The organism is Bradyrhizobium sp. CCBAU 11357, from assembly GCF_028128865.1.
Taxonomy (GTDB): domain Bacteria; phylum Pseudomonadota; class Alphaproteobacteria; order Rhizobiales; family Xanthobacteraceae; genus Bradyrhizobium.
Genome location: NZ_LBJW01000107.1, coordinates 105,713 through 130,081 on the forward strand (window position 1 = coordinate 105,713; position 24,369 = coordinate 130,081).

Below are 24,369 nucleotides of genomic sequence, written 5' to 3' on the forward strand. Positions count from 1 at the left end.
GCGGGCTTGGCGGTGGCAGGCCGAATCCCTTAAGTAGCGGCATGACAGCCAGCCATACCGCCGAGATCACCGGCCTCTACCGCTATCCCGTCAAGGGCCTGACGCCGGAACGCCTGCTGCGCGCCCCTTTGCGGGTGGGCCAGACGCTGCCGGCCGACCGCCGCTACGCCATCGAAAACGGCCCGAGCGGGTTCGACCCCGAGGCGCCCGAATGGCGGCCGAAAATCCAGTTTCTGATGCTGGCGCGCAATGAGCGGCTGGCCGCGCTCGACAGCCGGTTCGACGACCAAACCAACGTGCTGACCATCCGCAAGGACGGCCAGATCGTCGCCAGCGGCGATCTCGAGACCGCCACCGGGCGCGCCGCCATCGAGGCCTATTTCCGCGACAACTTCCAGCCCGAGTTGAAGGGCCCGCCCAAGGTTCTGTCCGGCCGCGACCACAGCTTCTCCGACGTCGCCCGCAAGGTCGTCTCCATCATCAATCTCGGCAGCGTCCGCGCCATCGAGACCATGCTCGGCGGCGTCGCCGTGCATCCGCTGCGCTTCCGCGCCAATCTCTACGTCAAGGGCTGGCCGGCCTGGTCGGAGCTCGACCTCGTCGGCCAGACGCTCGCGATCGGACAGGCCCGGCTGAAGGTGATCAAGCGCATCGTCCGCTGCCCGGCCACCAATGTCGACCCTGAGACCGCAAAGCGCGATCTCGAAATACCACCGACGCTCTCGCGCCATCTCGGCCACATGGACTGCGGCATCTATGCCGAGGTGATCGCCGATGGTGAGGTCGGCATCGGCGATGTCGTGGCGATGGAAGAGCCGAGACTGGTGTGAGCTTGCGCTGGCTCAACACGTTCCGTCATTGCGAGCGCAGCGAAGCAATCCAGAGATCTATCCGCTGAGACAGTCTGGATTGCTTCGTCGCTTCGCTCCTCGCAATGACGACGACTCTCAATTCGGCATCACGTAGGCATAGATCCGGCCGCGCGAGACCGGGGCTTCGCGGACGCGGTTGCCGTTGTTGCCGGAGATCATCATCGGATTGCCCTGCGCGTCGACGCCGGTGATGATTCCGACATGGCCGCCGCGGCCGCCGCGCGACATCACGGCGATGGCGCCGACCTGCGGACCGGAGATGCGCGTGCCGTAGCGCGCGAACGAGCTCGCCATGTCGGAGCCGGTGCCTCGATGGCCGGTATGCTCCAGCACCATGTTCATGAAGCGCGCACACCACAGGCTGCCGCGCCCGGTCGGATTGCCGCCGATATAGCGGCGCGCCTCGGACACGAGGCCCGATCCGCCACCGAAGCCGCCGCTTGCGACGAGCGCGTTGCCGGCCACGCCGCCATTGTTGGCGCTGGGATCGTAGCTCGCCTGGGTGTCGGCGAAACCGCTCGCCTGCAATTGCGCCGCGCTGCGCTCGAAGCGCGAGCCTCTCGCATGGTGGCGATGATAATGATGTCTGGCGTGGTGCACGTACACGTGCCGCTCTGCGCTATGACGATGATGCGGCCGCGCCGAGGCCGGAGAAACGAACGCGGCGACCGCCGCGAAGAGAAGCGCCAGCGCGACAACACAACGCAACAGGCGATACGCAAACAACTCAACCATTCTTCATCCCTAGTTGACACCCCCACTTCCCGCCGGCCCGTGCAACGACCGACATCCGTTTGGCCGTTAAGCCGCCCGATGTGGCGAGAAAAAGACGCGATGTCGGCGAATAGCTGCGATGATTTTGTGGTTGTGCTCGGCTGCTGCTGCCGCATTGCCGACAACAGCGTTAACTGCGATCCTGAAGCACGGCTTGAAACAGAGGGAAACGGTTAATGCCCCACGCCACGACCAGGGACGGCGTCCGCATTTATTTCGAGGAGGCGGGCCAGGGAACGCCGATCCTTTTTCTGCACGAGTTCGCGGCCGACTACACCAATTGGGGGCCGCAGATGCGCTACTTCTCGCGTGGCCATCGCTGCATCACCTATTCGGCGCGCGGCTACACGCCCTCGGACGTGCCTGACGGCGAGGTCTACACCTTCACGCATTTCTACACCGATGCGCTTGCCGTGCTCGATCATCTCGGCATCGAGCGCGCCCATCTCGTCGGCCTGTCGATGGGCGCCTATTCCTCGCTGCAGATCGGGTTGAACGCGCCGCAGCGCGCGCTGTCGATGACGCTGGCCGGCGTCGGCTCCGGCTCGGAGCTCGATAACCTGGAGGCCTGGCGCAAGCAGTGCCGCGCCGATGCCGAGCAGCTCGAGACGCTGGGCTCCGCCGAGGTCGCAAAAGTCACGCGCGAGGCGCCGAGCCGGATTCCGTTCCTGGTGAAGGACCCGCGCGGGCACGCCGATTTCTACGCCGCGCTGGCGCGGCACGATGCCAAGGGTTCGGCGCGCACGATGCGCGGATTCCAGGGCGGCCGTCCCTCGATCTACACGATGACGGAGGCGATCGCGAAGGCGGCAACGCCGGCGCTGATCATCTGCGGCGACGAGGACGATCCGTGCATCGGGCCGAGCCTGTTCCTGAAGAAGTATCTGCCCGCGGCGGGGCTGACGATGTTTCCGAAATCCGGCCACGTGCTCAATCTGGAGGAGCCCGCGCTGTTCAATGAGAATGTCGAGCGGTTCGTCACGCTGGTGGAAGCGGGGCGCTGGCCGGTGCGGGATCCGCGGTCGCTGGCGGCGCATTAGCTGTCATTCCGGGATGCGCCGAAGGCGCAGGCCCGGAATCCATCGGGCTGCAGGCGCTGTTGGACGATGGATTCCGGGCTCGATGCTTCGCATCGCCCCGGAATGACGACGGGGACTACTTCCCCCCGCCTCTGCTCAGCAAGAACACCGCCTGCTCGCCGAACATGTTCCACACCCACCAGGGCAGGTTCAGCGGCACCGGGCGGCCGTAGAGATCGAGCGCGACCGAGCGCTCCATCTTGACGTTGATCTCGTCGCAGAGCTGCACGAAATCCTTGATGGTGCAGAAATGGATGTTGGCGGTGTCGTACCAGGTCGCCGGCAGATTCTCCGTGCGCGGCATGTGGCCGCCGATCAGGAGCTGGAGCCGCATCTTCCAGAACCCGAAATTCGGGAACGAGACGATGGCGCGGCGGCCGATGCGCAGCAGATTCTCCAGCACGACCTTCGGCTGCCGCGTCGCCTGCAGCGTCTGCGACAGGATCACGTAGTCGAAGGCATCGTCGGGATAATTGACGAGATCGGTATCGGCATCGCCCTGCACCACCGCGAGCCCCTTGGCGACGCAGCGGTTGACGCCCTCGCGGGACAGCTCGATGCCGCGGCCGTCGATGCCGCGGGTCTCCAGCAGCTGAAGCAGATCGCCGTCGCCGCAGCCGACGTCGAGCACCTTCGAGCCCGGCTTGACCATTTCGGCGACCAGCAGATGATCGGCGCGAAACTGGCCCGACGGCGCGGCCGCAACGCCGTTCAGCGGCAGCACTTCCTGGACGGACATCGCTAGCGGTCCTCGAGGCTGAGCCCGCGGGCCTTGCCTGCCGATTGCAGGAAGGCGCGGGAGATGTCGAAAAATTCGGGCACGTCGAGCAGGAAGGCGTCGTGGCCGCGATCGGTCTCGATCTCGGCGAACGACACCCGCGCGCTCGAAGCATTCAGCGCGTGCACCAGCGCGCGCGATTCCGAGGTCGGGAACAGCCAGTCGCTGGTGAAGGAGACTACGCAGAAGCGGGTCTTGATGTCGGCGAAGGCCTTGGCCAGCACGCCGCCGTGATCGGCGGCGATGTCGAAATAGTCCATCGCGCGCGTCAGATAGAGATAGGAATTGGCGTCGAAGCGCTCGACGAAGGACGAGCCCTGGTAACGCAGATAGGATTCGACCTGGAAGTCGGCGTCAAACGAGAAGGTCGGCAGCTCGCGGTCCTGCATGCGCCGGCCGAACTTGCGATGCAGCGCCGCGTCCGAGAGATAGGTAATGTGCGCCGCCATCCTCGCCACCGCGAGCCCGCGATGCGGATGGATGCCCTGATCGGCATAGCCGCCACCGTGCCAGTCGGGGTCGGCCATCACGGCCTGGCGGCCGAGCTCGTGGAAGGCGATGTTCTGCGCCGAGTGCCGCGTCGCGCAGGCAATCGCCAGCGCGGAGTACACGCGCTCCGGATAGGCCGCGGTCCATTGCAGCACCTGCATGCCGCCCATCGAGCCGCCAACGACGGCAAACAGCGTGTCGATGCCGAGCCGGTCGATCAGCATCGCCTGCGCGCGCACCATGTCCGGAATGGTGATGACGGGGAAGTCCAGGCCCCAGACCTTGCCGGTGGCGGGATTGATCGAGGCCGGCCCGGTCGAGCCCATGCAGCCGCCGATCACGTTGGAGCAGATGATGAAGTAGTGCTTGGGATCGATGGGGCGGCCGGGGCCGACCAGCGTCTCCCACCAGCCGGGCTTGCCGGTGACGGGATGCACGTTGGCGACATGCTGGTCGCCGGTCAGCGCATGGCAGATCAGCACGGCATTGGAGCGATCGGCGTTGAGCTCGCCATAGGTCTGATAGGCGACCTGGAACGGCGAGAGATCGACGCCGCAATCGAGCCGCAGCGGCTGCTCGGAGCCGAAATGCGCAACCAGCGAGCTTGGATGGTCCACTTCGTGCGACCGCTCGTCGGCGCTGATCGCAGGACTTGGTATCGACTTGACGCTACCCATCTCGGACATCGACCTCGTTTGCGACTGGCTGCTCGACCGCGCCGCTGACATCAGGCCATGAAAAACCCGGCCTGAACGATAGGTTCGGCCGGGATCGGAAGCGTCCCCGGCCTGTTTAGCGAGTTTTTTAACGTGGCTGCAAGCCGGCCGGCTCAAATGACCACGGAACGGGCAAAAGCTACCGTCTTGGGCGGTTTTCGTCAAGTCGCGGCCCGGATCGGCCCAATTCGCCTCAGTCGCGTCGCCCGCAAAGCACGTCATTTCTCTTTGCTTTCGCCGCCACGACTGCCTAATCAGGACATCCCCCATCGGAACGATCGACGACCAGACATGTCCCAACGTCCGCCCGCGCCACCATCGCTGCAGGAACTGCGCAAGGAGATCGACGCGATCGACGAGGGCATGCATCGCCTCCTCATGCAGCGCGGCGACATCATCGACCGGCTGATCCAGGTGAAGCAGACCCAGGAGGTCGGCTCGGCGTTTCGGCCTGCGCGGGAGGCTTCCATGATGCGCGAGATCGTGCAGCGTCATCGCGGCATCCTGCCGCTCGACACGGTCGAGAGCATCTGGCGCGTCATCATCTCGACCTTCACCTATGTGCAGGCGCCGTTCTCCGTGCATGCCGACATCTCGGTGAGCGAACCGGCGATGCGCGATTCCGTGCGCTTCCATTTCGGCTTCACGGTGCCTTACGTCGCGCATTTCAGCGCGCAGGCCGCGGTCGAGGCGGTGGCGAAATCCAAGGGCGACCTGGCGCTGGTCTCGGCGACCTCCAGCCGCACGCCGTGGTGGCTGGAGCTGGAAGCCGACGGCGCGCCCAAGATCATCGCACGGATGCCATTCGTCGAGCGTGCCGACCATCCGGCCTCGCTGCCGGTGTTCGCGATCTCGCGCGTCGCCGACAGCGCCCTGGTGACAGAGGTCGAGACCTTCAGCGTGCGCGTCTCCGGATGGAACGCCGAGGTCGCCCGCGCGCTGTCGCCGCTCGCCGAGATCGTTGCGGTGCCCGATACCGCCTTCGACGGCGCGGCGCTGCTGGTCTCGGTCACCAGCGCGACCAGCATCGACAAAATCAGGGCTGCCCTGATCGAGGCGGGGGCCTCGGTTCGCTCTGTGGCCCTCGTCGGCAGCCACGCAACGCGCTATACGGTGCCCCCGACCGGGCCGAAATCGTAAATCGCGAGCCGCCCAGCCTATCCGGAGTCCAAGATGTCCCGCCCCGTGCCGAATCCCGGCATTCTCGATATTGCGCCCTACACGCCCGGCAAGAGCCCGGTGCCGGAGCCGGGCCGCAAGGTGTTCAAGCTCTCCGCCAACGAGACGCCGTTCGGGCCCTCGCCCAAGGCGATCGAAGCCTTCAAGCGCGTGGCGGATCATCTGGAAGACTATCCGGAAGGCACCTCGCGCGTGCTGCGCGAGGCGATCGGCCGCTCGTTCGGGCTCGATCCCAACCGCATCATCTGCGGCGCCGGGTCGGACGAGATTCTCAATCTGCTCGCGCACACCTATCTCAGCCAGGGCGACGAGGCGATCTCCACCACGCACGGCTTCTTGGTCTACCCGATCGCGACCATGGCGGTCGGCGCCAGGAACGTCATCGCCAAGGAGACCAACCTCACCGCCGACGTCGACGCCATCCTGAAGGCGGTGACGCCGAAGACGAAGCTGGTTTGGCTCGCCAACCCCAACAACCCGACCGGCACCTATCTGCCATTCGACGAGGTCAAGCGGCTGCGCGCCGGCCTGCCCTCGCACGTGCTGCTGGTGCTGGACGCCGCCTATTGCGATTACGTCTCGCGCAACGACTATGAGATGGGGATCGAGCTCGTCGCCACCACCGAGAACACGGTGGTGACGCACACCTTCTCCAAGATCCATGGCCTGGCTGCACTGCGCATCGGCTGGATGTTCGGGCCCGAGCACATCATCGACGCGGTCAACCGCATCCGCGGTCCCTTCAACGTGTCGACGCCGGCGATGTATGCCGCGGTCGCCGCGATCGAGGACACCGCGCATCAGGCGATGTCGAAGCAGTTCACCGAGACCTGGCGCAACTGGCTCACCGAGGAGATCGGCAAGCTCGGGCTGAAGGTGACGCCGAGCGTCGCCAATTTCGTGCTGATCCATTTCCCGACGGACAAGGGCAAGACCGCTGACGACGCCGACGCCTTCCTGACCAAGCGTGGACTCGTGCTGCGCGGCCTGAAAAACTACGGCCTGCCGCATGCGCTGCGCATGACGATCGGCACCGAGGAGGCCAACCGCCTCGTGGTCGACGGCTTGCGCGACTTCATGGGCGGCAAATGAGCGCGCAGGCGCACTTCCAGCGCGTTGCGCTGATCGGCTTCGGCCTGATCGGCGGCTCGATCGCGCGCGCTGCGAAGCTCCAGGGGCTGGCCGGTGAAATCGTCACCACCGCACGCTCCGAGAAGACGCGCGCACGCGTCGCCGAGCTCGGCATCGTGGATCAGGTCGTGGCAACCAATGCGGAGGCCGTGAAGGATGCCGATCTCGTCATCCTCTGCATTCCCGTCGGCGCCTGCGGGCTCGTGGCGCAGGAGATCGCGCCGCATCTCAAGCCGGGTGCGATCATCTCCGACGTCGGCTCGGTCAAGGGCGCGGTGGTCAGGGACATGGCCCCGCACCTGCCGAGCGGCGTTCATTTCGTGCCGGCGCATCCGGTGGCGGGGACCGAGCATTCCGGCCCGGATTCCGGCTTTGCCGAGCTCTTCATCAACCGCTGGTGCATCCTGACCCCGCCCGACGGCACCGACGCGGCGGCGACCGAGCACCTGCGCGCGTTCTGGGCCGCCATGGGCGCCAAGGTCGAGGTGATGACGCCCGATCATCATGATCTCGTGCTCGCCATCACCAGCCACCTGCCGCATCTGATCGCCTACACCATCGTCGGCACCGCCGACGAGCTGGCGCAGGTGACGGAATCCGAGGTGATCAAATTCTCCGCCGGCGGCTTTCGCGATTTCACCCGCATCGCGGCCTCCGATCCGACGATGTGGCGCGACGTCTTCCTCGCCAACAAGGAGGCCGTGCTGGAAATGCTCGGCACCTTCACCGAGGATCTCGCCAAGCTCACCCGCGCGATCCGTCGCGGCGACGGCGAAGCGCTGTTCGACCACTTCACCCGCACCCGCGCCATCCGCCGCGGCATCGTCGAGATCGGCCAGGATTCCGCCGCGCCCGATTTCGGCCGGCCGCATGCGGCGCTGAAGAAGCCGTAGCTCCTGTCATTCCGGGGCGCCCGAAGGGCGAGCCCGGAATCCATTGCATCGCCCCGGAATGACGAGAGAGGCTTCAATACAGCGGCGGGATCTGACCGACCTTGACCGGGCCGAGCAGCACGGCGCCGTCGACGAATTTCAGCGGGAAGCTCCGCGCCTTCTTGCCTTCCAGCGTGCTCTCGGTGCCGATCGAATTGATGCCGGCGGCAACGCCGGCATTGGCGTTCTGCTTGATCACCTTGCCGAGGCCGGGCACGGCGCGGTCGAGTGCGCCGAACAGATTGTTGAGGTCCTGCGACTTCACGCCGGGCGCGAGGCGGTCGAGCGTTGCCTGCGGCACGCCCTCCTCCAACATCTTCTCGATGCCGAGCGCCGGGATCACGCGCTCGAGGCCGGTCACCGTCATCTGCAATTCGCCGTCGAGCCGGCCGTTGGGCGACAGACCGAGCGTGCCGGCCGCGACCGCGATCATCTCGCCCTGCTGGATGCGCGACTGCACGATCTCGATATGACCGCCGGCGGCCTGGATCTCGCGGAAGCGCTGCGGCCACGGTTTGGGCGTGAGGTCGGAGAGGCCCGTGATCTTGGCGCGGGCGTCCGCCTCGAACGGTTCGGCGAGCAGCGGATGCACGCCCTGGATGCTGCCCTGCGCGACATGGAGCACGGTCTCGATCACGGGATGGTCCGATGGTGATCCGTCGGCGAGACGGCCATGCAGCTCGACCTGCTTGGCGCGCGCAAGCGGCACCTGCACGCTGCCATCGAGACGGTTGAGGCTGGGCTCGTCGAACACGATGGAAGCGCGATCCGGCACCGCCGGCAGGCCCGCCACGCTGACGCGGCCCTTGCTCCAATTCACCGTGAAGGTGTTTTGCGTGACGCCGTCGATCAGCGTCGCGGGCGCGGAGAATTCGGCGATGATGCGCTTGGGGTCGTAGACCTGGGCCACGACCAGGATGTTGTCGAGCTTGGCCGTGAACGGCGTCTTGCTCGCATTCTGCGAAACCAAGGCGACGCTGGCACCGGTGCACTGGACCTCGAAGCGGAACGGGAAGCCGGCGATCGAGCGCTTGGCACAATCGTAGATGCGGCCGGCCTTGGCCTCCTGCGCTCGCCAGGCGTCGGCGGCGATTTCGGCCTGCGATGCTGCATAGAACCAGAAGCAGCTCCAGCCGACGGCAAGGACCAGGACGAGAACGGGGGCGATGAAAAGGCCCCAGCGGGAGCGGCGGCCTGTGGCAACGGGCATATTGGACATGCGGCGACCCTTTGACGCCAGATTCAGGCAAATGTAAGCGGGGCCGGCCTGCGACGAAAGGCGCAGAAATCGCTTCGCTTGGGCGCAGGGTTCTGGTAGCCGTGCCCGAAATGTCGGAAATCACACTTCCCTCCGTCACCACAGCCACGGGCGACCTCTGGGTGTTCGGCTACGGCTCGCTGATGTGGCGGCCGGGCTTCGACTTCGAGGAGCGCGTCCCGGCGCGGCTGGTCGGCGAGCACCGCGCGCTCTGCGTCTATTCCTTCGTGCATCGCGGCACGCCGGAGAAGCCGGGCCTGGTGCTCGGGCTCGACCGGGGCGGCGCCTGCCGCGGCATCGCCTTCCGCGTCGCCGAGAAGAACCGTGCCGAGGTGATCGCATATTTGCGCGCACGCGAGCAGGTCACCTCGGTCTATCGCGAGGTGATGCGCTCGGTGTGGCTGGAGAACGATGCGCGCCAGCGCGTCTCGGCGCTCGCCTACGTCGTCGACCGCGGCCATGTGCAATATGCCGGCCGCCTCTCGCTCGCCGAGCAGCACCGCCACGTCGTCCAAGGCCACGGCCAGTCCGGCGCCAACCGCGACTACGTCACCGCGACGGTGAAGGCGATCGAGGCCGAAGGTTTTCGCGACACGCAGCTGCATCAGCTTGCATCGATGCTGCATGGTGATGCGCATTCGCTGCACGCGGCGGCTCCGAACGAAGATCGCGAAAGCCGCTAGCCCGTCGGCGCGTAGCTCGGCGCCGAGCCGATCAACTGCTCCTGCTCCTTCCGCCCCGCTTCGACGAGACGACCGGTCGCGTCCTCGATCGCCGCTTGCACGCGCGCGAGAAACTCGTCCTTCGTCAGGCCCGGCGGCAACGGCTCGAGAAACTCCACCACCAACGTGCCGGGATAGCGCATGAAGGTGCGGCGCGGCCAGAACAGGCCGGAATTGAGCGCGATCGGCAGGCACGGCACGCCACAGGAGGAATAGATCTGCGCAAAGCCGGTCTTGTAGTCGGGCGGCGCGCCCGGCGCGCGGCGCGTGCCTTCCGGAAAGATCACGAGCTGCTTTCCGCTGCGCACCGCCTCGCGCGCGCGGCGCGTCATGTCCAGAAGCGCCTTCACGCCGGCGTTGCGGTCGATCCCGATCATCCCGGTCTTGACCAGGAACTGGCCGAACACCGGGATCTGCATCAGCTGGCGCTTGAGGATGAAGATCGGCCGGTTGAAGAAACCCGGCAGCACGAAGGTCTCCCAGAACGACTGATGCTTGGCCACGATCAGCAGCGGTCCTGTCGGGATCTTCTCGACCCCGCGGAATTCCACCTTGATGTTGCAGACCACCCGCATCAGGACCAGCGTCGCCTTGGCCCACCATTGCGCCACCGTGAGCATGGCGCGCGGCGGCAATGCAAAGGTCGGCAGCGCAACGATCGCGAGAAGGACCAGCACGGCATAGAACAGCACGTTGAACACGAGCGAGCGCAGGAAAATCAGAAACATCGATGGTCCGATCAATTGGCCTGTGCGGTGGCGGGCCGCTTCGGTTGCTGACCTGCAGGCTGCTCCGACATCTCGGGCCAAAGGTCAATCCCGAAATCCTCCAGCCGCACCCTGAGCTCGGCCGCAACGTACTTGACGTATTCGGACAAGAGCAGCCGCAGCGTCGAGCCCGAAGTCCACCACGGCTCCTCGCGCCATTTTTCGCCGACCACCGCGAACGGGATCAGCGTCGTCCGTGGCATCGCATGCGAGAATTCCACCAGCGCGCGCGGCATGTGATAGTTCGAGGTGACCACGATCAGGGATGTAAATCGGCGCCCCTCGGCCCAGCGCCGCGCCTCCGCCGCGTTGCCACGGGTCGACAGCGCGGTGCGGTCGAGATCGACGCAGCAGGTCATGAAGGACTGGTTCTCCGGCAAGGTCCGGGAGATGTCGCTCGCCGTCGAGGTCGGATGCACGCCGGAGATCAGGAGCCGCCTGCCGTAGCCGGCAGCCAGCAGCTCCATGGCGTCCGATACCCGCGAGGAGCCGCCGGTCAGCACCACGATGCCGTCCGCCTTGCGGTCCGGCACCGCCTCGGCGCCGCGCAATTGCGACAGGAATGCAACGAACCCCGCCGCCGCGCCGACGAAGGCGAGCGCGATCGTCGACACGATTGTCGCGCGCAGCCAGCCGCGCGGCAGTTTCGGCGATCGATCGTCGGTCGGCGAGGTCATGCGATGTCGGTGATCCCTTCCCGATGTGATTTTATGACGTTTTGAGGCGAAGTGGAGTCCGGTTATCAAGCCTAGTCGACGTCATTCAACGTCGCGAACAGCGTCTGGCGCGAGGCGACCGCGGTGATGCCGCCGATCAGCACGGCCTGGACCGCGAGCACGATGTAGCCGGACGGGCGCAGCGAGAAGGTGCCGAGCAGCGCGGCGAACTGGTCGCCGACCGGCGTCCCGGAAAACCAGCCTGCGATGGACTCGGAGAAGCCGAACATCAGCATGGCGGCACCGCCGCCGATCACGCCGCCCTCCAGACCCAGCCTGAGGAAATGACGTAGGAAGTGGTTGGCGATGTAGCGGTCGCCGGCGCCGACGAAATGCAGGACCTCGACGATCGGACGGTTCGCCGCCATGGCGCCGCGCGTCGCGAACGACACCGAGATGATGGTTGCGACGATGACGAGCGCGAGGATGCCGAGGCCGGCCAGCACGGTGGCGTTCGTCATCAGGCGCATGCGCTCGATCCAGGCGCGGTGATCGTCGACGCTGGCGCCCGGCGCGACCTGCGTGACGCGCGCGCGCAAGGCGCCGAGATCGAGCGGCGTGCCCGGCTGCACGCGCGCGATGATCACGCGCGGTACCGGCAGATCGTCCATCGACAGGCCGGTGCCGAGCCAGGGCTCGAGCAGCTTGCCGCTCTCCTCCCTGGTGAACGGCTTGACCTCGACGATGCCGGCCTGCGCGCGCATCGCCTCCGCCACGGCTGCGGTGTCGCGCTCGAGGTCGCGGCCGGCCTGCGGACGAATCTGGATCGTGATTTCGCTTGCGACATCCGACTGCCATTCGGCGGCGGAGGCGCTCACCAGCAGCACCGTGCCCGTGGCCATCGAGGCGAGGAACGTCATGATGGCGACCACCGCAACCAGCGCTCTGCCGTGGATCGAGGCGCGCGGCACGATCGGCGACATGTTGCGCGCCTTGGCCGGAAGCTGCGGACGCTCCTGTCCGAGATCGACCAGCACGCCGCGCTCGTCCAGCCTACTCATAGACGTGCAGCCGTCCCTGGTGCAGCACCAGCCGCCGTGCTTCGTACTGGTCCATCAGGCCGATGTCGTGGGTGGCGATGATGACGGCGGTGCCTGATTTGTTGAGCTCGATGAAGAGTCGCAGCAGGCGTCGGCCGAGCGTCGGATCGACGCTGCCGGTCGGCTCGTCCGCGAGCAGCAGCTGCGGCCGCGAAATCACGGCGCGCGCGATCGCCGCGCGCTGCTTCTCGCCGCCCGACAGGATCGGCGGCAGCGCGTCCATGCGATCGCCGAGGCCGACCCAGCGCAACAGGTCGATCACCTCCTTGCGGTAGCTCGACTCGCTGCGGCCCATGACGCGGAACGGCAGCGCGACGTTCTCATAGGTCGTCATGTGATCGAGCAGGCGGAAATCCTGGAGCACGATGCCGATGCGCTTGCGCAAATCCGCGATCTCGTCCTTGCCGAGCTGCGAGATGTCGTGGCCGAACAGGTTGACCAGACCGCGCGTCGGCCGATGCGACAGGAACAACAGGCGCAGCAGCGACGTCTTGCCGGCGCCGGACGGTCCGGTGAGAAATTGGAAGGAATGCGCGGGAATCTGGAAGCTGAGGTCGCGCAGGATCTCCGGCCCCAGACCGTAACGCAATCCGACATTTTCGAACCGAACCAAGCTCAGCTCCGTTCGAGAGGGGGCGCGGGTCGCATTGCGACGCTCCGCCATACGCGATCAACGGGTTTTGCCGCCGTTATGGTTTCCGGTTCGTTAACGGTCGCCCTATAGCATAAAGGGCGCCCGGTTCTCCGCGACCATGGCATCGTCAAGACCTTCGTTCATGCATCAAGGCTCGTCCATGCATATCGTCTGCCCCCATTGTATGACATCCTACGCCATCAAGCTCGCGAGCCTTGGGGCGAACGGGCGGGCGGTCCGCTGCTCCCGTTGCAAGGAGACCTGGATCGCCCATGCCGAGGACGCCATCGAGGAGGCATCCGTTCCGGCCATGGCCGCGGCGAGCCGAGCTGACGACCAGTCCGACCTCGCCGAACAATGGAACTCCTATGCCAAGGACGACGGCGCCACTGATGCACCCGTCGTCGATAGCCCCTCGATCGCCAGCGACTGGCCGGACGAGCACGCCCGCGAAACCGAGGACGAGTGGTCAGCAGCGGCCCGGCAAGCCGAAGAGGAGGTCGCCGGCGCGCAGCACCAGTCCTGGTTCCGCGGCCTGTTCCCCCGCCGCGGCGCGCGGGTGAGCCGTCCGGTCGCCCCCGCGGCTCCGCGCAAATCCTATCTTGGCCCGCCCACCGCCTGTGCCGCGATGGGCGCGCTAGTGCTGGCACTGGTGATCTGGCGGGGCGACGTGGTGCGGCTGCTGCCGCAGACGGCGGCGTTCTACCAGATGGTCGGGCTCGAGGTGAACCTGCGGGGCCTCGCCTTCAAGGACGTCAAGCTCTCCAGCGAGACCGTGGACGGTAAGCAGGTGCTGGTGATCGAGGGCGTGATCGTCGGCGAGGGCAAGAAGCCACTCGACATTCCGCGGTTGCGCTTTGCCGTGCGCGACGCCCAAGGCGCGGAGATCTATGCCTGGAACGCAGTGCTGGAGCAGACCGTGCTGCGGCCCGGCGAGCGCGCCTTCTTCCGCTCGCGCCTGGCCTCGCCGCCGCCGGAGGGCCGCAACATCGACGTTCGTTTCTTCAACCGGCGCGACATTGCCGGCGGCAGCGTATAATCGCCCCCGCAAGGGCGTTTGTCCCAAGGTTGGTCTCATGCCGAAAATCCTGATCGCCGACGACGAGGATTCGATGCGCACGCTGGTGGCGCGCGCCATCGCCATGGACGGCCATGAGACCGTCACCGCCCAAGACGGCGCCGAGGCACTGGAGATCCTGACCCGCGAGGATGGCGCCTTCGACCTGTTGCTCACCGACATCCAGATGCCGGTGATGGACGGCATCGCGCTGGCGCTTTCCGCCGCGCGCGATTTCCCTGACCTGACCATTTTGCTGATGACCGGCTTTGCCGACCAGCGCGAGCGGGCCTCGAACCTGAACGCGCTGGTGCATGACGTCGTGACCAAGCCGTTCTCGGTCGCGGATATCCGTACGGCGGTTGCCGATGCGCTGGCCGCGAAGAAGGGTTAGCGTCCCAACGACAGCCGCTTCGCCGTTGAAGGACTGGCGCGCAAAGCCTCCATCGTCATTGCGAGGAGCCCTTGCGACGAAGCAATCCAGAATGCCTCGGCGGAAAAACTCTGGATTGCTTCGCTTCGCTCGCAATGACGAGGACGTAGCGGGCTATCCTCTCAAAACTCCTTCAGCAGCCGCTCGAGATAGTCGAGCTCGATCTGCGGCCGCGAGGGATCGCCGAGACGACGGCGGAGCTCTTCGAGAATGCGGCGGACACGCTGGGTGTCGATCTCGCCGGGAATCTTGACCGTATAATCGTCGCCATATTCGCGCCCATGAAGCGGCCGGCCGAGCGGATCGGTCTGGTTGCCGCCGCTCTGCTGACGGCCGGCGCGCTGGCCGGGGCCGTCGCCCTGGCCGTCGCCATCGCCCTGCTGCATCGCCTCGGCCATCTTCTGCGCACCCTTGCGCATCGCGTCGAGTGCCTTGCCCTGCGAGTCCACGGCGCCGTCGGCATTGCCCTCACCGAGCTTTGATCCGGCATCGCCCATGGCACCGTCGGCTGCGTCCAGACTGCCGTCGTCATCACCCTGGTCGCCGTCCTGATCGCCGTTCTGGCCGGGCTGGCCCTGATCGCCTTGCTGACCCTTCTGGCCCTTCTGTGCCTGCTGGCCTTTCTGCCCCTTCTGGGTGAGGCCGCGCTTGGCAAGCTCGTCCTGCAGCTTCTTCAGCCGGTCGCGCAGCCCCTGCTGGTCCTGCTGCAGCTCCGACATGGACTGGTCGCCCTGCTGCTGCTTGCCGCGCGAGCGGTCGCGCCGGGAATCCTGGCCCTGCTTGAACGTCTTGTCGCGCAATTGCTGCTGCTTGCGGATCATGTCCCCGAGCTCATTGAGCGCCTGCTCCATGTCGCTCTCGCCGGACTGGCCCGGTTGCGCCATCTGAAGGCCTTCCAGCATCTGCTGGAGCTGGTCGAGCAACTGCTTGGCGGCATCCTTGTCGCCGGAGCGCGACAGGCGCTCCATCCGGTCGATCATGTTCTGCAGATCCTGCTGACGCAGGACCTTGGTGTTCGGATCGAGCGGCCGCGCCAGCTGCTGCGGGTCATTGTTGTTACGGAACTGCTCGGCGAGCTGACGCATGAAATCGTTCAGTGCCTGACGCAGATCCTGCGTGAGCTTCTTGATCTCCTCGTCGCTCGCGCCACGCTCCAGCGCCTGCTTCAGCGCGTCCTGGGCCGCGCGCAACGCCTTCTCGACGTCGGAGATCTTGCCGTCCTCGATCGTCACCGCAAGCGCCCACAGGCTCGCCACGACCTCGCGCAGGGCATCATCGGTACGCGCGGCCTCGAGCTGTCGGGCCACGCTGTGCAGGCCGAGATATTGTCCGGGCTCCGGCGTGAACATCTCAGGGGCGATCATCAGCCCGTCGAGCGCGGCATATACGTCCGAATTCTTGTTGGCATCGAGCGCGAGGATGCGGCGCTGCTCGATCAATGCACGGGCCAGCGGCTTGGTGAAGAGCCGTTCGGGCAGGCGCATGTTGAACGGCTCGCTTGCGGCCTCGTTGCCGGCCTCGTCCTTGGCCGTGAGAGTGAGCGTAACCTCGGCGCCGGCATAGGGATCCTCGCTGAGATCCTTCACGGATTGCCCGACGCCGTTGCGGGTGCGCGCATTCGGCAGCGCGAGCGGGAATTGCGGCGGCTGGAACAGCGGCCGGGGCGCCGTCCTGCTGTCGCCGTCGCCGGCAGCGGCCTTCGCAGCATCCTTGGTACCGTCTTTGCCGCCATCTCGGGCGTCGGTCGACCGCGTGGCGAATTTCGCCTCGGCGCCGGTGACGCCGTAATCGTCCTCGATCTTGTAGGAGAGCTGGAGCGCGCCGCGCGCCTGGCGCTCGGGGTCCTTGGCGAGCGCGATCGTCGGCGGACGGTCCGGCGTGGCGGCGAAGGCCCATTGCGGCTGGCCGGAGGGTGCCCGGACATGGGCGGTGCCGTCGCCGGTAATCGCGAAATGCTTTTCGTTGGTCCCCTTCGGGCTGGCTTCGGTCGGGGCGACCTCCTTGAGGCCGCCGGAGACGACGACATCCAGGTTGCCGCCGGAGGAGCGCACGATCAGGGTCGAGCCGGCGGGAACGGCGAGCGGGCCGCCGGCGGGCAATGCCGCAGCTTCCTTGTTGGCGGCCGACAGGATGACCGGGGGCTTGCCGGTGTAGAGCGGCGGCGTGACCCAGGCATCGACGCGAACATTGGCCGGCGCCAGCACCCCGTTCCAGTCGAAGGCGGCGCCAAGGCGCATCGTACGCTCGTCACCCGCGGCGAAGAAGGTCGCAACCAGCATCACCATGACGAGGGCACGCAGCGCCCAGGGGTCGTGAAGCGCGAGTCGCGGGTGCGGCACACCGGCGCGGATGCGCTTGATGGAGGCGAGCGTCCGCTCGCGCTGCGCCTGCCACAGCGCCAGCGCGACCGGGTCCTGCGAGGTCAGCGTGTCCGTGAGCGCGGTAGCCGGGCGGTGACGGATGCCGGAGCCACGGTCGAGCCGGGCGAGCGCTTCCTCGCGGCTCGGCCAACGGAAGCGAATCAGCGGGAACAGGGCGGCCGCCGCGATCGCGGCAAAGAGGGCGAGGCCGACGGCCCTGGCCATGAACGGCAGCGCCAGCCAGAGGCCGGCCCAGGACACCACCAGGAACAGGCCGACGACGGTCAGAAGGCGCGCCGCATTGGGCCAGGCACGCTCCCATGCGATGGCATAAGTTGCCCGATCAAGGGCCTGCGCCAGCTTCAGCCGCGACAGCGCATCACTGCCGCGGGTCGGGTCTGACGGCTCGGGGGTGAGGCCGTTCAATCAACTCTCCAGGTTGCCCGGTAGAGAAGAGCCTATCACAACGGCAGCACTGAGGCATCCGTTCCTGTACGGGAGCGCCTCCTTTTCCCGCATAACACGAGGACGTGACTGGCCGGGTGCAACCCCGTAATTTCCGCGCGCACAATCTCGAGGGAAATGAAGGAAACGCCATGGACAAGAAGATGCACGACAAGGGCCTGGAAGTCCGCAAAGCGGTGCTGGGCGAGGCCTATGTCAACAATGCCCTGAAGAACGTCGACGATTTCAACCGCCCGTTCCAGGAGATGCTCAACGAATATTGCTGGGGCACGGTGTGGGGCCGCGAGGAGCTGCCGCGCAAGACCCGCAGCATGCTGAACATCGCCATGATCGCGATCCTCAACCGCCAGCACGAGTTTCGCGCACATCTCAAGGGCGCGCTGACCAATGGCGTCACCCGCGAGGAGATCCGCGAGATCCTGATGCAGGTCGCGATCTATGGCGGCATGCCCGCCGCGGTCGACAGCTTCCGCATTGCGCGCGAGGTGTTCGCGGAGATCGACGGGAAGGCGTGAGACAGGCTAACCGCTCTGAATCGTATTGCTCCGTCATTGCGAGCGAAGCGAGGCAATCCAGACATCCTCCGCGGAAACATTCCTGGATTGCTTCGTCGCTTCGCTCCTCGCAATGACGACGGGAGGAAAGAACACCATGGACATCGGATTCATCGGGCTCGGAAACATGGGTTTCCCGATGGCGCGGCGGTTGATCGAGGCGGGACACAAGCTCGTCGTGTTCGACACGCGCAAGGAGGTCATGGACAAGCTGGTCGCGCGCGGTGCCAGTGCCGCGTCGTCGCCGAAGGACGTCGCCGATCAGGTCGAGACCGTGATGGCGAGCCTGCCCTCGCTGCAGGCTTCCCTGGACGTTGCCACCGGCGCTGGCGGCGTGATCGAAGGCAAGCGCGCCAAGCGTTTCGTCGATCTCTCAACCGTCGGCTCGGCGATGGCCGCGAAGATTCACGGCCTGCTCGCCAAGCGCGGCATCGTGCAGATCGACTGTCCCGTCTCCGGCGGCGTCGGCGGCGCCGAGAAGGGCACGCTGGCGGTGATGGTGTCGGGCCCGAAAACCGAGTTCGAGCAGCTCGAGCCCGCGCTCGAGGTGATCGGAAAAGTGTTCTTCATCGGCGAGAAGCCGGGCGCGGCGCAGACCATGAAGCTCGCCAACAATTTCCTGTCGGCCACCGCGATCGTGGCGACGTCGGAAGCCGTGGTGATGGGCGTGAAAGCCGGGCTCGATCCCGCCGTGATGATCGACGTCATCAATGCCGGCTCGGGCATGAACACCGCCAGCCGCGACAAGTTTCCGCGCGCGGTGCTGCCGCGCACGTTCGACTTCGGCTTCGCCACGGGGCTGATGGTGAAGGACGTGCGGCTGGCGCTGGAGGAGATGAAGCAGCTCGGCCTGTCGATGGAGGTTGCCGACGCCGTGGGGCGGCTGTGGGAGACCGTGATCAGCGCGGAAGGCGCCGAGTCCGATTTCACCGCGGCGATCAAGCCGATCGAGAAGAAGGCGGGCGTCGTGGTGGGCGGAGCGAAGGGCGGATTGGCGGGAAAGTAGCCGTCCCACACTCTCCCCGTCGTCCCGGGGCGCGCGAAGCGCGAGCCCGGCACCCATCACCACAGGCGGATGTGATTACGAGGACTCGGAGTTACAGCTTCGCCAAGCAACCACTCCCCGTGGTTATGGGTCCCCGCCTTCGCGGGGACGACACCGAGGTTGAGTGGACGTCGTCACCTCAAAGCCACGGCGCCGGCGTATCCATCGCGATCAGCTGCTCGACCTCGATGCGCGGGCGCACCACGGCGTATTGGTCGCCCTTCACCAGCACCTCGGGCACCAAGGGCCGGGTGTTGTAGGTGCCGGCCTGCACCGCGCCATAGGCGCCCGCGGTCATGATGGCGAGGAGATCGCCGGGCACGGGCGTCGGCAGCGTGCGGTCGAGCGCGAGATAGTCGCCGGTCTCGCAGACCGGGCCGACGACATCGGCCTTGATGGTGGCGGCGCCCTTGGCGGGCTGCTTCACCGGCAGGATGTCGTGATGCGCCTCGTACAGCGTCGGGCGAATGAGGTCGTTCATCGCCGCATCGATGATGACGAAGTTCTTGCCGTCGCCGTGCTTCACATAGATCACCTTCGTCACCAGGATGCCGGCATTGCCGACGATCATGCGGCCCGGCTCGAACATCAGCGTGCAGCCGAGATTGTGGCTGACGCGCTTGACCATGGCGGCATAGGCGGCCGGCGCCGGGGGCGCCTCGCGGTCCATGTAATAGGGAATGCCGAGACCACCGCCGAAATCGACGTGGCTGATGTCGTGGCCGTCCGTCCGCAGCGTCTGCACGAATTCGGAGAGGATGCGGAACGCGGTCTCCATGCCGGAGAGATCGGTGATCTGGCTGCCGATATGCACGTCGGTGCCGGTCACCTTGATCCCGGGCAGCTTCGCCGCGCGCGCGTAGACCTCGCGGGCATGGACGATCGGAATGCCGAACTTGTTCTCGGACTTGCCGGTGGAAATTTTTGCGTGCGTGCCGGCATCGACGTCGGGATTGACGCGGAGCGAGATCCGCGCGGTTTTGCCCATCTCGACCGCGAGGCGCGACAGCAGCTCGAGCTCCGGCTCGGATTCGACGTTGAGGCAGAGGATGTCGGCGGCGAGCGCCGCGCGCAGCTCCGCTTCCGTCTTACCGACGCCGGAGAAAACGATCTTGCTGGCGGGAATGCCTGCGGCCAAAGCGCGCTTGAGCTCGCCGCCCGAGACCACGTCGGCGCCGGCGCCGAGCTTGGCCAGCGTCCGCAACACCGACTGGTTGGAGTTCGCCTTCATGGCGTAGCAGACCAGCACCTTCTCGCCGGCAAAGGCCTCGGTGAAGACGCGGTAGTGCCGCTCCAGCGTTGCGGTCGAATAGCAATAGAACGGCGTGCCGACGGTGGCTGCCAGCTCGGACAGGTTCACCGCCTCGGCGTACAGCACGCCGTTGCGATAGTCGAAATGGTTCATGGCTTAGGCTCGGTTGTCCCGGCTTATTTCCTGCCGGGAGGTTCGTCCAGGAGCGGGTCGAGAATAAACGGTTTCTTCCGGCCCTTGGGCGCTGCGGGCGCGGCATCCGCGCCGGCAGTCGGGTCGAACAGGCTCGGCGTCTTCTGGGCTGCGGTCTCGGTATCGACGGGCGCGGCGCCGGCGGCCGCAGGCGCGTTGGAGGCGGTCGGCGGCAGATCCAGCGGGCCCTTGCGGCCGCAACCGGCAAGCGCGAGCGCCGTCAGGCTCAAGACAATGATGGCCCACCCCGAGCCGGCCGGGCGAAACTTTGACGTCACGACGAATTCCCCACTACGCGCGGCGCACCATACAGAGATTGGCGCGTTCTGGCGAGAGCCGGATGACCATGAAACATAAGCGAAATTTTGCCTTCAGCCCAATTTTTGCTCTTTTTCCAGCCGCTTCGCCCAGGCCTTGGCCTGGGACGTCACGTTCTTCGGCGCGGTGCCGCCGAAGCTGGTCCGGCTCTTCACCGACGATTCGACCGAGAGCACGCCGAGCACGTCCTTCGTGATCTTGGGCTCGATCGCCTGCATCTCCTTGAGCGGCAGCTCGTGCAGCGCGACGCCCCCCTCCGCGGCCTTGGCGACGATGCGGCCGGTGACGTGGTGGGCCTCGCGGAACGGCATCTTCAGCGTCCGCACCAGCCAGTCGGCGAGGTCGGTCGCCGTGGAGTAACCCTCGCCCGCGGCCGCCTTCATCTTGGCTTCGTCGGGAACGAGATCGCGGACCATGCCGGTCATGGCGCGGATTGCCAGCGACAGCGCGGCAAAGCCCTCCATGGCGCCCTGCTTGTCCTCCTGCATGTCCTTTTGATAGGCGAGCGGCAGGCCCTTCATGACGATCAGGAGGCCGTTGAGCGCGCCGATGACGCGGCCGGTCTTGGCGCGCACCAGCTCGGCGGCGTCAGGATTGCGCTTTTGCGGCATGATCGAGGAGCCGGTGGTGAACTTGTCGCTGAGCCGGATCATGCCGACCAGCGGCGAGGTCCAGATCACGATCTCCTCGGCAAAGCGCGACATGTGCACGGCGCAGATCGAGGCGGCCGACAACGTCTCCAGCACGAAGTCGCGGTCGGAGACGGCGTCGAGCGAGTTCGCCATGGGGCGGTCGAAGGCAAGCGCCTTCGCGGTGGCGTGGCGGTCGATCGGGAACGAGGTGCCTGCGAGTGCAGCCGCGCCCAGCGGCGATTCGTTCAGCCGCTTGCGGGCGTCCTGGAAGCGGCCGCGATCGCGCGCGGCCATCTCGACATAGGCCAGCAGGTGATGGCCGAAAGTGACGGGCTGCGCCGTCTGCAGATGCGTAAAGCCGGGCATCACGGTTGCGGCCTGCTCCAGCGCACGCTCCACCAGCGCCTGCTGGAACGCCGCGAGCGCGGCATCGGTCTCGTCGATGACGTCGCGGACGTACAGGCGGAAATCAGTCGCGACCTGGTCGTTGCGCGAGCGCGCGGTGTGCAGCCGTCCGGCGGCGGGGCCGATCAGCTCGGACAGGCGGCTCTCGACATTCATATGGATGTCCTCGAGCGCGCGCTTGAATTCGAAGCCGCCGTTGCCGATCTCTGACAGGATTGTGTCTAGACCCTTGCCGATATTTTTCGCATCAGAAGCCGTGATGATGCCTTGATTGGCCAACATCGCGGCGTGGGCCTTGGACGCGGCAATGTCCTGGGCGTAGAGGTAACGATCGACGTCGATGGAGACGTTGATCTCTTCCATGATCTCGTCGGGACGTTCCGAGAACCGGCCGCCCCACATCTTGTTGCTCATGATCCCCTGCTCACGCCTGATTTGCCGCACGTTTGCCGGCCACGGCCAGCCGTATTAAGAGGCCCCTGATAGCCATATCTGCGACCGGATGACAAACGATATGCTCGACCAGAAGCCCTCCGCCACGCGCCGCATCCCCATCGTCATCGCCACCGTGGCGATCAGCGGGCTGGCCGGCTTCGCCGCGCTGTACGGGTTCGGCCTGAGCCGGGCGCCTTCAGGCGATCCGACCTGCAAGGCGGCGGTGGCGACGGCGCAGAAGATCGCCCCGCTCGCCCATGGCGAGGTCGCGGCGCTGACCATGGCAAGCGCCCCGCTGAAACTGCCCGACCTCGCCTTCGAGGATTCCGACGGCAAGCCGAAGAAGCTGTCCGACTTCCGCGGCAAGACCCTGCTGGTGAACCTCTGGGCGACCTGGTGCGTGCCTTGTCGAAAGGAGATGCCGGCGCTGGACGAGCTCCAGGGCAAGCTGTCGGGCCCGAATTTCGAGGTGGTGGCGATCAACATCGACACCCGCGACCCGGAGAAGCCGAAATCCTTCCTGAAAGAGGCCAATCTGACCCGGCTCGGCTATTTCAGCGACCAGAAAGCCAAGGTATTTCAGGATCTTAAAGCCGCTGGACGGGCGCTGGGCATGCCCACCTCGGTGCTGGTCGACCCGCAGGGCTGCGAGATCGCGACGATCGCGGGGCCGGCGGAATGGGCGAGTGAGGACGCGCTCAAGCTGATCCGGGCGGCGACCGGCAAGGCCGCCGCGTCGCTTTGAAGCTCAGGCGGTGACGTTGAGATTGCCGCCGACGCCAGCGCCGACATTGGCGAGCGAGGGCTGGCCGGCGCCGAGCAGGGTCAGGACGGTGGATTTCTCCATATCCGCGTTCTGCTTGGTCAGCGTCGCCGCAATATTCGACTGCAGCGCGCCTTGCTGTGCGGCCAGCATGGTGCTGACCATTGCCATCATGTCCATTACGCGAACCCTCGTACCGGCCGTAACCTAGGCGCGAGAGGTTAACGGGAGATGAGCGCAGAGGTGTCCCGGACGCGGCGCGGCATGCAATGACGCGACGCTGAGCCGGGACCCATGCTTCTGCGTGCACGCGGCTTCGGGGCCCCGGCTCTGCAGGTACCGTAGGGTGGGCAAAGGCGCACTTGCGCCGTGCCCACCATCTGTCCGCAATTGGATTTGAAGCCGTGGGCACGCTTCGCTTTGCCCACCCTACGGCGCCGGAAATGGGTCAGCGCGTCGGCACCGGCTTGGCGCCGCGGTAGTCGTAGAAGCCGCGCTGGGTCTTGCGGCCGAGCCAGCCGGCCTCGACGTATTTCACCAGCAGCGGGCACGGGCGGTACTTGGAGTCGGCCAACCCCTCGTGCAGCACCTGCATGATGGAGAGGCAGGTGTCGAGGCCGATGAAATCGGCAAGCTCCAGCGGACCCATGGGATGGTGGGCGCCGAGCTTCATCGCGGCGTCGATCGCCTCGACGTTGCCGACGCCTTCATACAGCGTGTAGATCGCCTCGTTGATCATCGGCAGCAGGATGCGGTTGACGATGAAGGCCGGGAAATCCTCGGAGACCGCGACCTGCTTGCCGAGCTTGCCGACGAATTCCTTGGCGGCCTCGAAGGTGGAATCGTCGGTGGCGATACCGCGGATGAGCTCGACCAGTTCCATCAACGGCACCGGATTCATGAAGTGAATGCCGATGAAGCGTTCCGGGCGGTCGGTGGCGGCGGCGAGGCGCGTGATCGAGATCGAGGACGTATCGGAAGCGACGATCGCCTCCGGCTTCAACACGGCGCAGAGCTCATGGAAGATCTTGCGCTTGACCTCTTCCTTCTCGACCGCGGTCTCGATGACGAGATCGCAATCGGCGAGGTCGTCCAGCTTCTCGGCCAGCTTGATACGTGCGACCGCCTTGGCCTTGTCGTCCTCGGTGACGGCCTTCTTGGAGACCTGTCGCGCCAGATTGCCGTTGATGGTGGCCATGCCCGACTTGAGGCGGTCGGCCGAAACGTCGTTGAGCACCACGTCGAAGCCGGCGAGCGCCGCGACATGCGCGATGCCATTGCCCATCTGACCCGCGCCGATCACGCCGACCTTCTTGATCACTGCCGCCATAATGTCATCCACCGGAACGGCGCGCTGATCGCGCCCTGCCT

25 protein-coding genes and 1 riboswitch are annotated in these 24,369 nt (G+C 66.2%); of the genes, 11 read left to right on the forward strand and 14 right to left on the reverse strand.

Annotated features, from left to right (window positions below; all coding sequences use genetic code 11):
- Positions 1 to 41: 41 nt before the first annotated feature.
- Complete coding sequence (locus XI05_RS25850) at positions 42 to 830, forward strand: MOSC domain-containing protein (protein WP_271507069.1); 789 nt, start codon at positions 42 to 44, stop codon at positions 828 to 830.
- Positions 831 to 947: 117 nt separating this feature from the next.
- On the opposite strand, the gene XI05_RS25855 is transcribed toward XI05_RS25850, so the two are convergent.
- The gene (locus XI05_RS25855) at positions 948 to 1,607 is read right to left on the reverse strand and encodes a TIGR02594 family protein (RefSeq protein ID WP_271507070.1); all 660 of its coding nucleotides are present in this window, start codon (positions 1,605 to 1,607) and stop codon (positions 948 to 950) included.
- Between the two features lie 215 nt (positions 1,608 to 1,822).
- On the opposite strand from XI05_RS25855, the gene XI05_RS25860 reads away from it, so the two are divergent.
- Positions 1,823 to 2,686 carry an alpha/beta fold hydrolase gene (locus tag XI05_RS25860; RefSeq protein ID WP_271507073.1) on the forward strand — a complete coding sequence of 288 codons (864 nt, stop codon included), beginning with the start codon at positions 1,823 to 1,825 and terminating at the stop codon, positions 2,684 to 2,686.
- Positions 2,687 to 2,801: 115 nt separating this feature from the next.
- Here the strand turns inward: XI05_RS25860 and metW are convergent, their stop codons facing one another.
- Together metW and metX are read right to left on the reverse strand one after the other, a co-directional pair.
- Entirely contained in the window at positions 2,802 to 3,464 is a 663-nt protein-coding gene (gene metW / locus XI05_RS25865) for a methionine biosynthesis protein MetW (protein ID WP_197950253.1), read from the reverse strand.
- A 2-nt stretch (positions 3,465 to 3,466) separates the two neighbouring features.
- A complete protein-coding gene (gene metX, locus XI05_RS25870; protein WP_271507289.1) occupies positions 3,467 to 4,669 on the reverse strand; it encodes a homoserine O-acetyltransferase MetX in 1,203 nt (400 codons plus the stop codon).
- A gap of 94 nt (positions 4,670 to 4,763) precedes the next feature.
- A riboswitch (SAM riboswitch) is annotated at positions 4,764 to 4,843 on the reverse strand.
- Between the two features lie 156 nt (positions 4,844 to 4,999).
- Here metX and XI05_RS25875 point away from each other — a divergent pair.
- Genes XI05_RS25875 through XI05_RS25885 form a run of 3 tightly spaced genes read left to right on the forward strand, consistent with a single transcriptional unit; the run spans position 5,000 to position 7,911 of the window.
- Positions 5,000 to 5,848 carry a chorismate mutase gene (locus tag XI05_RS25875; protein ID WP_172789425.1) on the forward strand — a complete coding sequence of 283 codons (849 nt, stop codon included), beginning with the start codon at positions 5,000 to 5,002 and terminating at the stop codon, positions 5,846 to 5,848.
- Between the two features lie 33 nt (positions 5,849 to 5,881).
- The gene (gene hisC / locus XI05_RS25880; RefSeq protein ID WP_260381121.1) at positions 5,882 to 6,979 is read left to right on the forward strand and encodes a histidinol-phosphate transaminase; all 1,098 of its coding nucleotides are present in this window, start codon (positions 5,882 to 5,884) and stop codon (positions 6,977 to 6,979) included.
- The gene (locus XI05_RS25885; protein WP_271507076.1) at positions 6,976 to 7,911 is read left to right on the forward strand and encodes a prephenate/arogenate dehydrogenase family protein; all 936 of its coding nucleotides are present in this window, start codon (positions 6,976 to 6,978) and stop codon (positions 7,909 to 7,911) included. The genes hisC and XI05_RS25885 overlap by 4 nt, the downstream gene beginning before the upstream one ends.
- A 73-nt stretch (positions 7,912 to 7,984) precedes the next feature.
- On the opposite strand, the gene XI05_RS25890 is transcribed toward XI05_RS25885, so the two are convergent.
- The gene (locus XI05_RS25890; protein WP_271507078.1) at positions 7,985 to 9,169 is read right to left on the reverse strand and encodes a DUF2125 domain-containing protein; all 1,185 of its coding nucleotides are present in this window, start codon (positions 9,167 to 9,169) and stop codon (positions 7,985 to 7,987) included.
- 110 nt (positions 9,170 to 9,279) lie between these two features.
- Here XI05_RS25890 and XI05_RS25895 point away from each other — a divergent pair, with 110 nt between their 5' ends.
- Positions 9,280 to 9,891, forward strand: a complete 612-nt coding sequence (locus XI05_RS25895; protein WP_271507079.1) for a gamma-glutamylcyclotransferase — start codon at positions 9,280 to 9,282, stop codon at positions 9,889 to 9,891.
- Here the strand turns inward: XI05_RS25895 and XI05_RS25900 are convergent.
- From XI05_RS25900 to ftsE, 4 genes are all read right to left on the reverse strand, one after another.
- The gene (locus XI05_RS25900; protein WP_271507080.1) at positions 9,888 to 10,658 is read right to left on the reverse strand and encodes a lysophospholipid acyltransferase family protein; all 771 of its coding nucleotides are present in this window, start codon (positions 10,656 to 10,658) and stop codon (positions 9,888 to 9,890) included. The two genes, XI05_RS25895 and XI05_RS25900, sit on opposite strands and share 4 nt — an antisense overlap.
- Positions 10,659 to 10,669: 11 nt before the next feature.
- Positions 10,670 to 11,374: a YdcF family protein gene (locus XI05_RS25905; protein ID WP_271507082.1), complete on the reverse strand. Its 705-nt coding sequence runs from the start codon at positions 11,372 to 11,374 to the stop codon at positions 10,670 to 10,672.
- Positions 11,375 to 11,445: 71 nt separating this feature from the next.
- Positions 11,446 to 12,414, reverse strand: coding sequence for a cell division protein FtsX (locus XI05_RS25910; RefSeq protein WP_271507085.1), 969 nt, complete (start codon positions 12,412 to 12,414; stop codon positions 11,446 to 11,448).
- On the reverse strand, positions 12,407 to 13,066 hold the full coding sequence (ftsE, locus tag XI05_RS25915) for a cell division ATP-binding protein FtsE (RefSeq protein ID WP_018646542.1): 660 nt from the start codon (positions 13,064 to 13,066) through the stop codon (positions 12,407 to 12,409). Before ftsE ends, XI05_RS25910 begins: the two co-directional genes overlap by 8 nt.
- 181 nt (positions 13,067 to 13,247) lie before the next feature.
- Between ftsE and XI05_RS25920 the strand changes: the two genes are divergently transcribed.
- Together XI05_RS25920 and XI05_RS25925 are read left to right on the forward strand one after the other, a co-directional pair.
- Complete coding sequence (locus XI05_RS25920; protein WP_271507086.1) at positions 13,248 to 14,126, forward strand: MJ0042-type zinc finger domain-containing protein; 879 nt, start codon at positions 13,248 to 13,250, stop codon at positions 14,124 to 14,126.
- 37 nt (positions 14,127 to 14,163) lie between these two features.
- Positions 14,164 to 14,538 carry a response regulator gene (locus tag XI05_RS25925; RefSeq protein WP_025033579.1) on the forward strand — a complete coding sequence of 125 codons (375 nt, stop codon included), beginning with the start codon at positions 14,164 to 14,166 and terminating at the stop codon, positions 14,536 to 14,538.
- Between the two features lie 161 nt (positions 14,539 to 14,699).
- Here XI05_RS25925 and XI05_RS25930 read toward each other — a convergent pair whose 3' ends face one another.
- The gene (locus XI05_RS25930) at positions 14,700 to 17,363 is read right to left on the reverse strand and encodes a TIGR02302 family protein (protein ID WP_271507088.1); all 2,664 of its coding nucleotides are present in this window, start codon (positions 17,361 to 17,363) and stop codon (positions 14,700 to 14,702) included.
- 170 nt (positions 17,364 to 17,533) lie between these two features.
- Here XI05_RS25930 and XI05_RS25935 point away from each other — a divergent pair, with 170 nt between their 5' ends.
- Together XI05_RS25935 and XI05_RS25940 are read left to right on the forward strand one after the other, a co-directional pair.
- Positions 17,534 to 17,917 carry a carboxymuconolactone decarboxylase family protein gene (locus tag XI05_RS25935; protein WP_028134137.1) on the forward strand — a complete coding sequence of 128 codons (384 nt, stop codon included), beginning with the start codon at positions 17,534 to 17,536 and terminating at the stop codon, positions 17,915 to 17,917.
- A 136-nt stretch (positions 17,918 to 18,053) separates the two neighbouring features.
- A complete protein-coding gene (locus XI05_RS25940; protein ID WP_271507090.1) occupies positions 18,054 to 18,962 on the forward strand; it encodes an NAD(P)-dependent oxidoreductase in 909 nt (302 codons plus the stop codon).
- Between the two features lie 178 nt (positions 18,963 to 19,140).
- On the opposite strand, the gene lysA is transcribed toward XI05_RS25940, so the two are convergent.
- The 3 genes from lysA to argH form a co-directional block, all read right to left on the reverse strand.
- Positions 19,141 to 20,406 (reverse strand): diaminopimelate decarboxylase, encoded by a 1,266-nt coding sequence (lysA, locus tag XI05_RS25945; protein ID WP_271507092.1) that lies wholly within the window; start codon positions 20,404 to 20,406, stop codon positions 19,141 to 19,143.
- Between the two features lie 23 nt (positions 20,407 to 20,429).
- A complete protein-coding gene (gene lptM / locus XI05_RS25950; RefSeq protein WP_271507094.1) occupies positions 20,430 to 20,723 on the reverse strand; it encodes an LPS translocon maturation chaperone LptM in 294 nt (97 codons plus the stop codon).
- 93 nt (positions 20,724 to 20,816) lie between these two features.
- On the reverse strand, positions 20,817 to 22,214 hold the full coding sequence (gene argH, locus XI05_RS25955; protein ID WP_271507096.1) for an argininosuccinate lyase: 1,398 nt from the start codon (positions 22,212 to 22,214) through the stop codon (positions 20,817 to 20,819).
- Between the two features lie 100 nt (positions 22,215 to 22,314).
- On the opposite strand from argH, the gene tlpA reads away from it, so the two are divergent.
- Positions 22,315 to 22,980 carry a thiol:disulfide interchange protein TlpA gene (tlpA, locus tag XI05_RS25960; RefSeq protein ID WP_271507290.1) on the forward strand — a complete coding sequence of 222 codons (666 nt, stop codon included), beginning with the start codon at positions 22,315 to 22,317 and terminating at the stop codon, positions 22,978 to 22,980.
- A 3-nt stretch (positions 22,981 to 22,983) separates the two neighbouring features.
- Here tlpA and XI05_RS25965 read toward each other — a convergent pair whose 3' ends face one another.
- Positions 22,984 to 23,178 (reverse strand): hypothetical protein, encoded by a 195-nt coding sequence (locus tag XI05_RS25965; RefSeq protein ID WP_172789441.1) that lies wholly within the window; start codon positions 23,176 to 23,178, stop codon positions 22,984 to 22,986.
- Between the two features lie 268 nt (positions 23,179 to 23,446).
- Positions 23,447 to 24,328, reverse strand: a complete 882-nt coding sequence (locus tag XI05_RS25970; protein ID WP_172785967.1) for a 3-hydroxybutyryl-CoA dehydrogenase — start codon at positions 24,326 to 24,328, stop codon at positions 23,447 to 23,449.
- Positions 24,329 to 24,369: the final 41 nt, after the last annotated feature.

Coding starts and splice junctions, on each gene's coding strand:
- XI05_RS25850 (WP_271507069.1), top strand. CDS start 42: ATGACAGCCAGCCATACCGCCGAGATCACCGGCCTCTACCGCTATCCC.
- XI05_RS25855 (WP_271507070.1), bottom strand. CDS start 1,607: ATGGTTGAGTTGTTTGCGTATCGCCTGTTGCGTTGTGTTGTCGCGCTG.
- XI05_RS25860 (WP_271507073.1), top strand. CDS start 1,823: ATGCCCCACGCCACGACCAGGGACGGCGTCCGCATTTATTTCGAGGAG.
- metW (WP_197950253.1), bottom strand. CDS start 3,464: ATGTCCGTCCAGGAAGTGCTGCCGCTGAACGGCGTTGCGGCCGCGCCG.
- metX (WP_271507289.1), bottom strand. CDS start 4,669: ATGGGTAGCGTCAAGTCGATACCAAGTCCTGCGATCAGCGCCGACGAG.
- XI05_RS25875 (WP_172789425.1), top strand. CDS start 5,000: ATGTCCCAACGTCCGCCCGCGCCACCATCGCTGCAGGAACTGCGCAAG.
- hisC (WP_260381121.1), top strand. CDS start 5,882: ATGTCCCGCCCCGTGCCGAATCCCGGCATTCTCGATATTGCGCCCTAC.
- XI05_RS25885 (WP_271507076.1), top strand. CDS start 6,976: ATGAGCGCGCAGGCGCACTTCCAGCGCGTTGCGCTGATCGGCTTCGGC.
- XI05_RS25890 (WP_271507078.1), bottom strand. CDS start 9,169: ATGTCCAATATGCCCGTTGCCACAGGCCGCCGCTCCCGCTGGGGCCTT.
- XI05_RS25895 (WP_271507079.1), top strand. CDS start 9,280: ATGTCGGAAATCACACTTCCCTCCGTCACCACAGCCACGGGCGACCTC.
- XI05_RS25900 (WP_271507080.1), bottom strand. CDS start 10,658: ATGTTTCTGATTTTCCTGCGCTCGCTCGTGTTCAACGTGCTGTTCTAT.
- XI05_RS25905 (WP_271507082.1), bottom strand. CDS start 11,374: ATGACCTCGCCGACCGACGATCGATCGCCGAAACTGCCGCGCGGCTGG.
- XI05_RS25910 (WP_271507085.1), bottom strand. CDS start 12,414: ATGAGTAGGCTGGACGAGCGCGGCGTGCTGGTCGATCTCGGACAGGAG.
- XI05_RS25920 (WP_271507086.1), top strand. CDS start 13,248: ATGCATATCGTCTGCCCCCATTGTATGACATCCTACGCCATCAAGCTC.
- XI05_RS25925 (WP_025033579.1), top strand. CDS start 14,164: ATGCCGAAAATCCTGATCGCCGACGACGAGGATTCGATGCGCACGCTG.
- XI05_RS25935 (WP_028134137.1), top strand. CDS start 17,534: ATGGACAAGAAGATGCACGACAAGGGCCTGGAAGTCCGCAAAGCGGTG.
- XI05_RS25940 (WP_271507090.1), top strand. CDS start 18,054: ATGGACATCGGATTCATCGGGCTCGGAAACATGGGTTTCCCGATGGCG.
- lysA (WP_271507092.1), bottom strand. CDS start 20,406: ATGAACCATTTCGACTATCGCAACGGCGTGCTGTACGCCGAGGCGGTG.
- argH (WP_271507096.1), bottom strand. CDS start 22,214: ATGAGCAACAAGATGTGGGGCGGCCGGTTCTCGGAACGTCCCGACGAG.
- tlpA (WP_271507290.1), top strand. CDS start 22,315: ATGCTCGACCAGAAGCCCTCCGCCACGCGCCGCATCCCCATCGTCATC.
- XI05_RS25965 (WP_172789441.1), bottom strand. CDS start 23,178: ATGGACATGATGGCAATGGTCAGCACCATGCTGGCCGCACAGCAAGGC.
- XI05_RS25970 (WP_172785967.1), bottom strand. CDS start 24,328: ATGGCGGCAGTGATCAAGAAGGTCGGCGTGATCGGCGCGGGTCAGATG.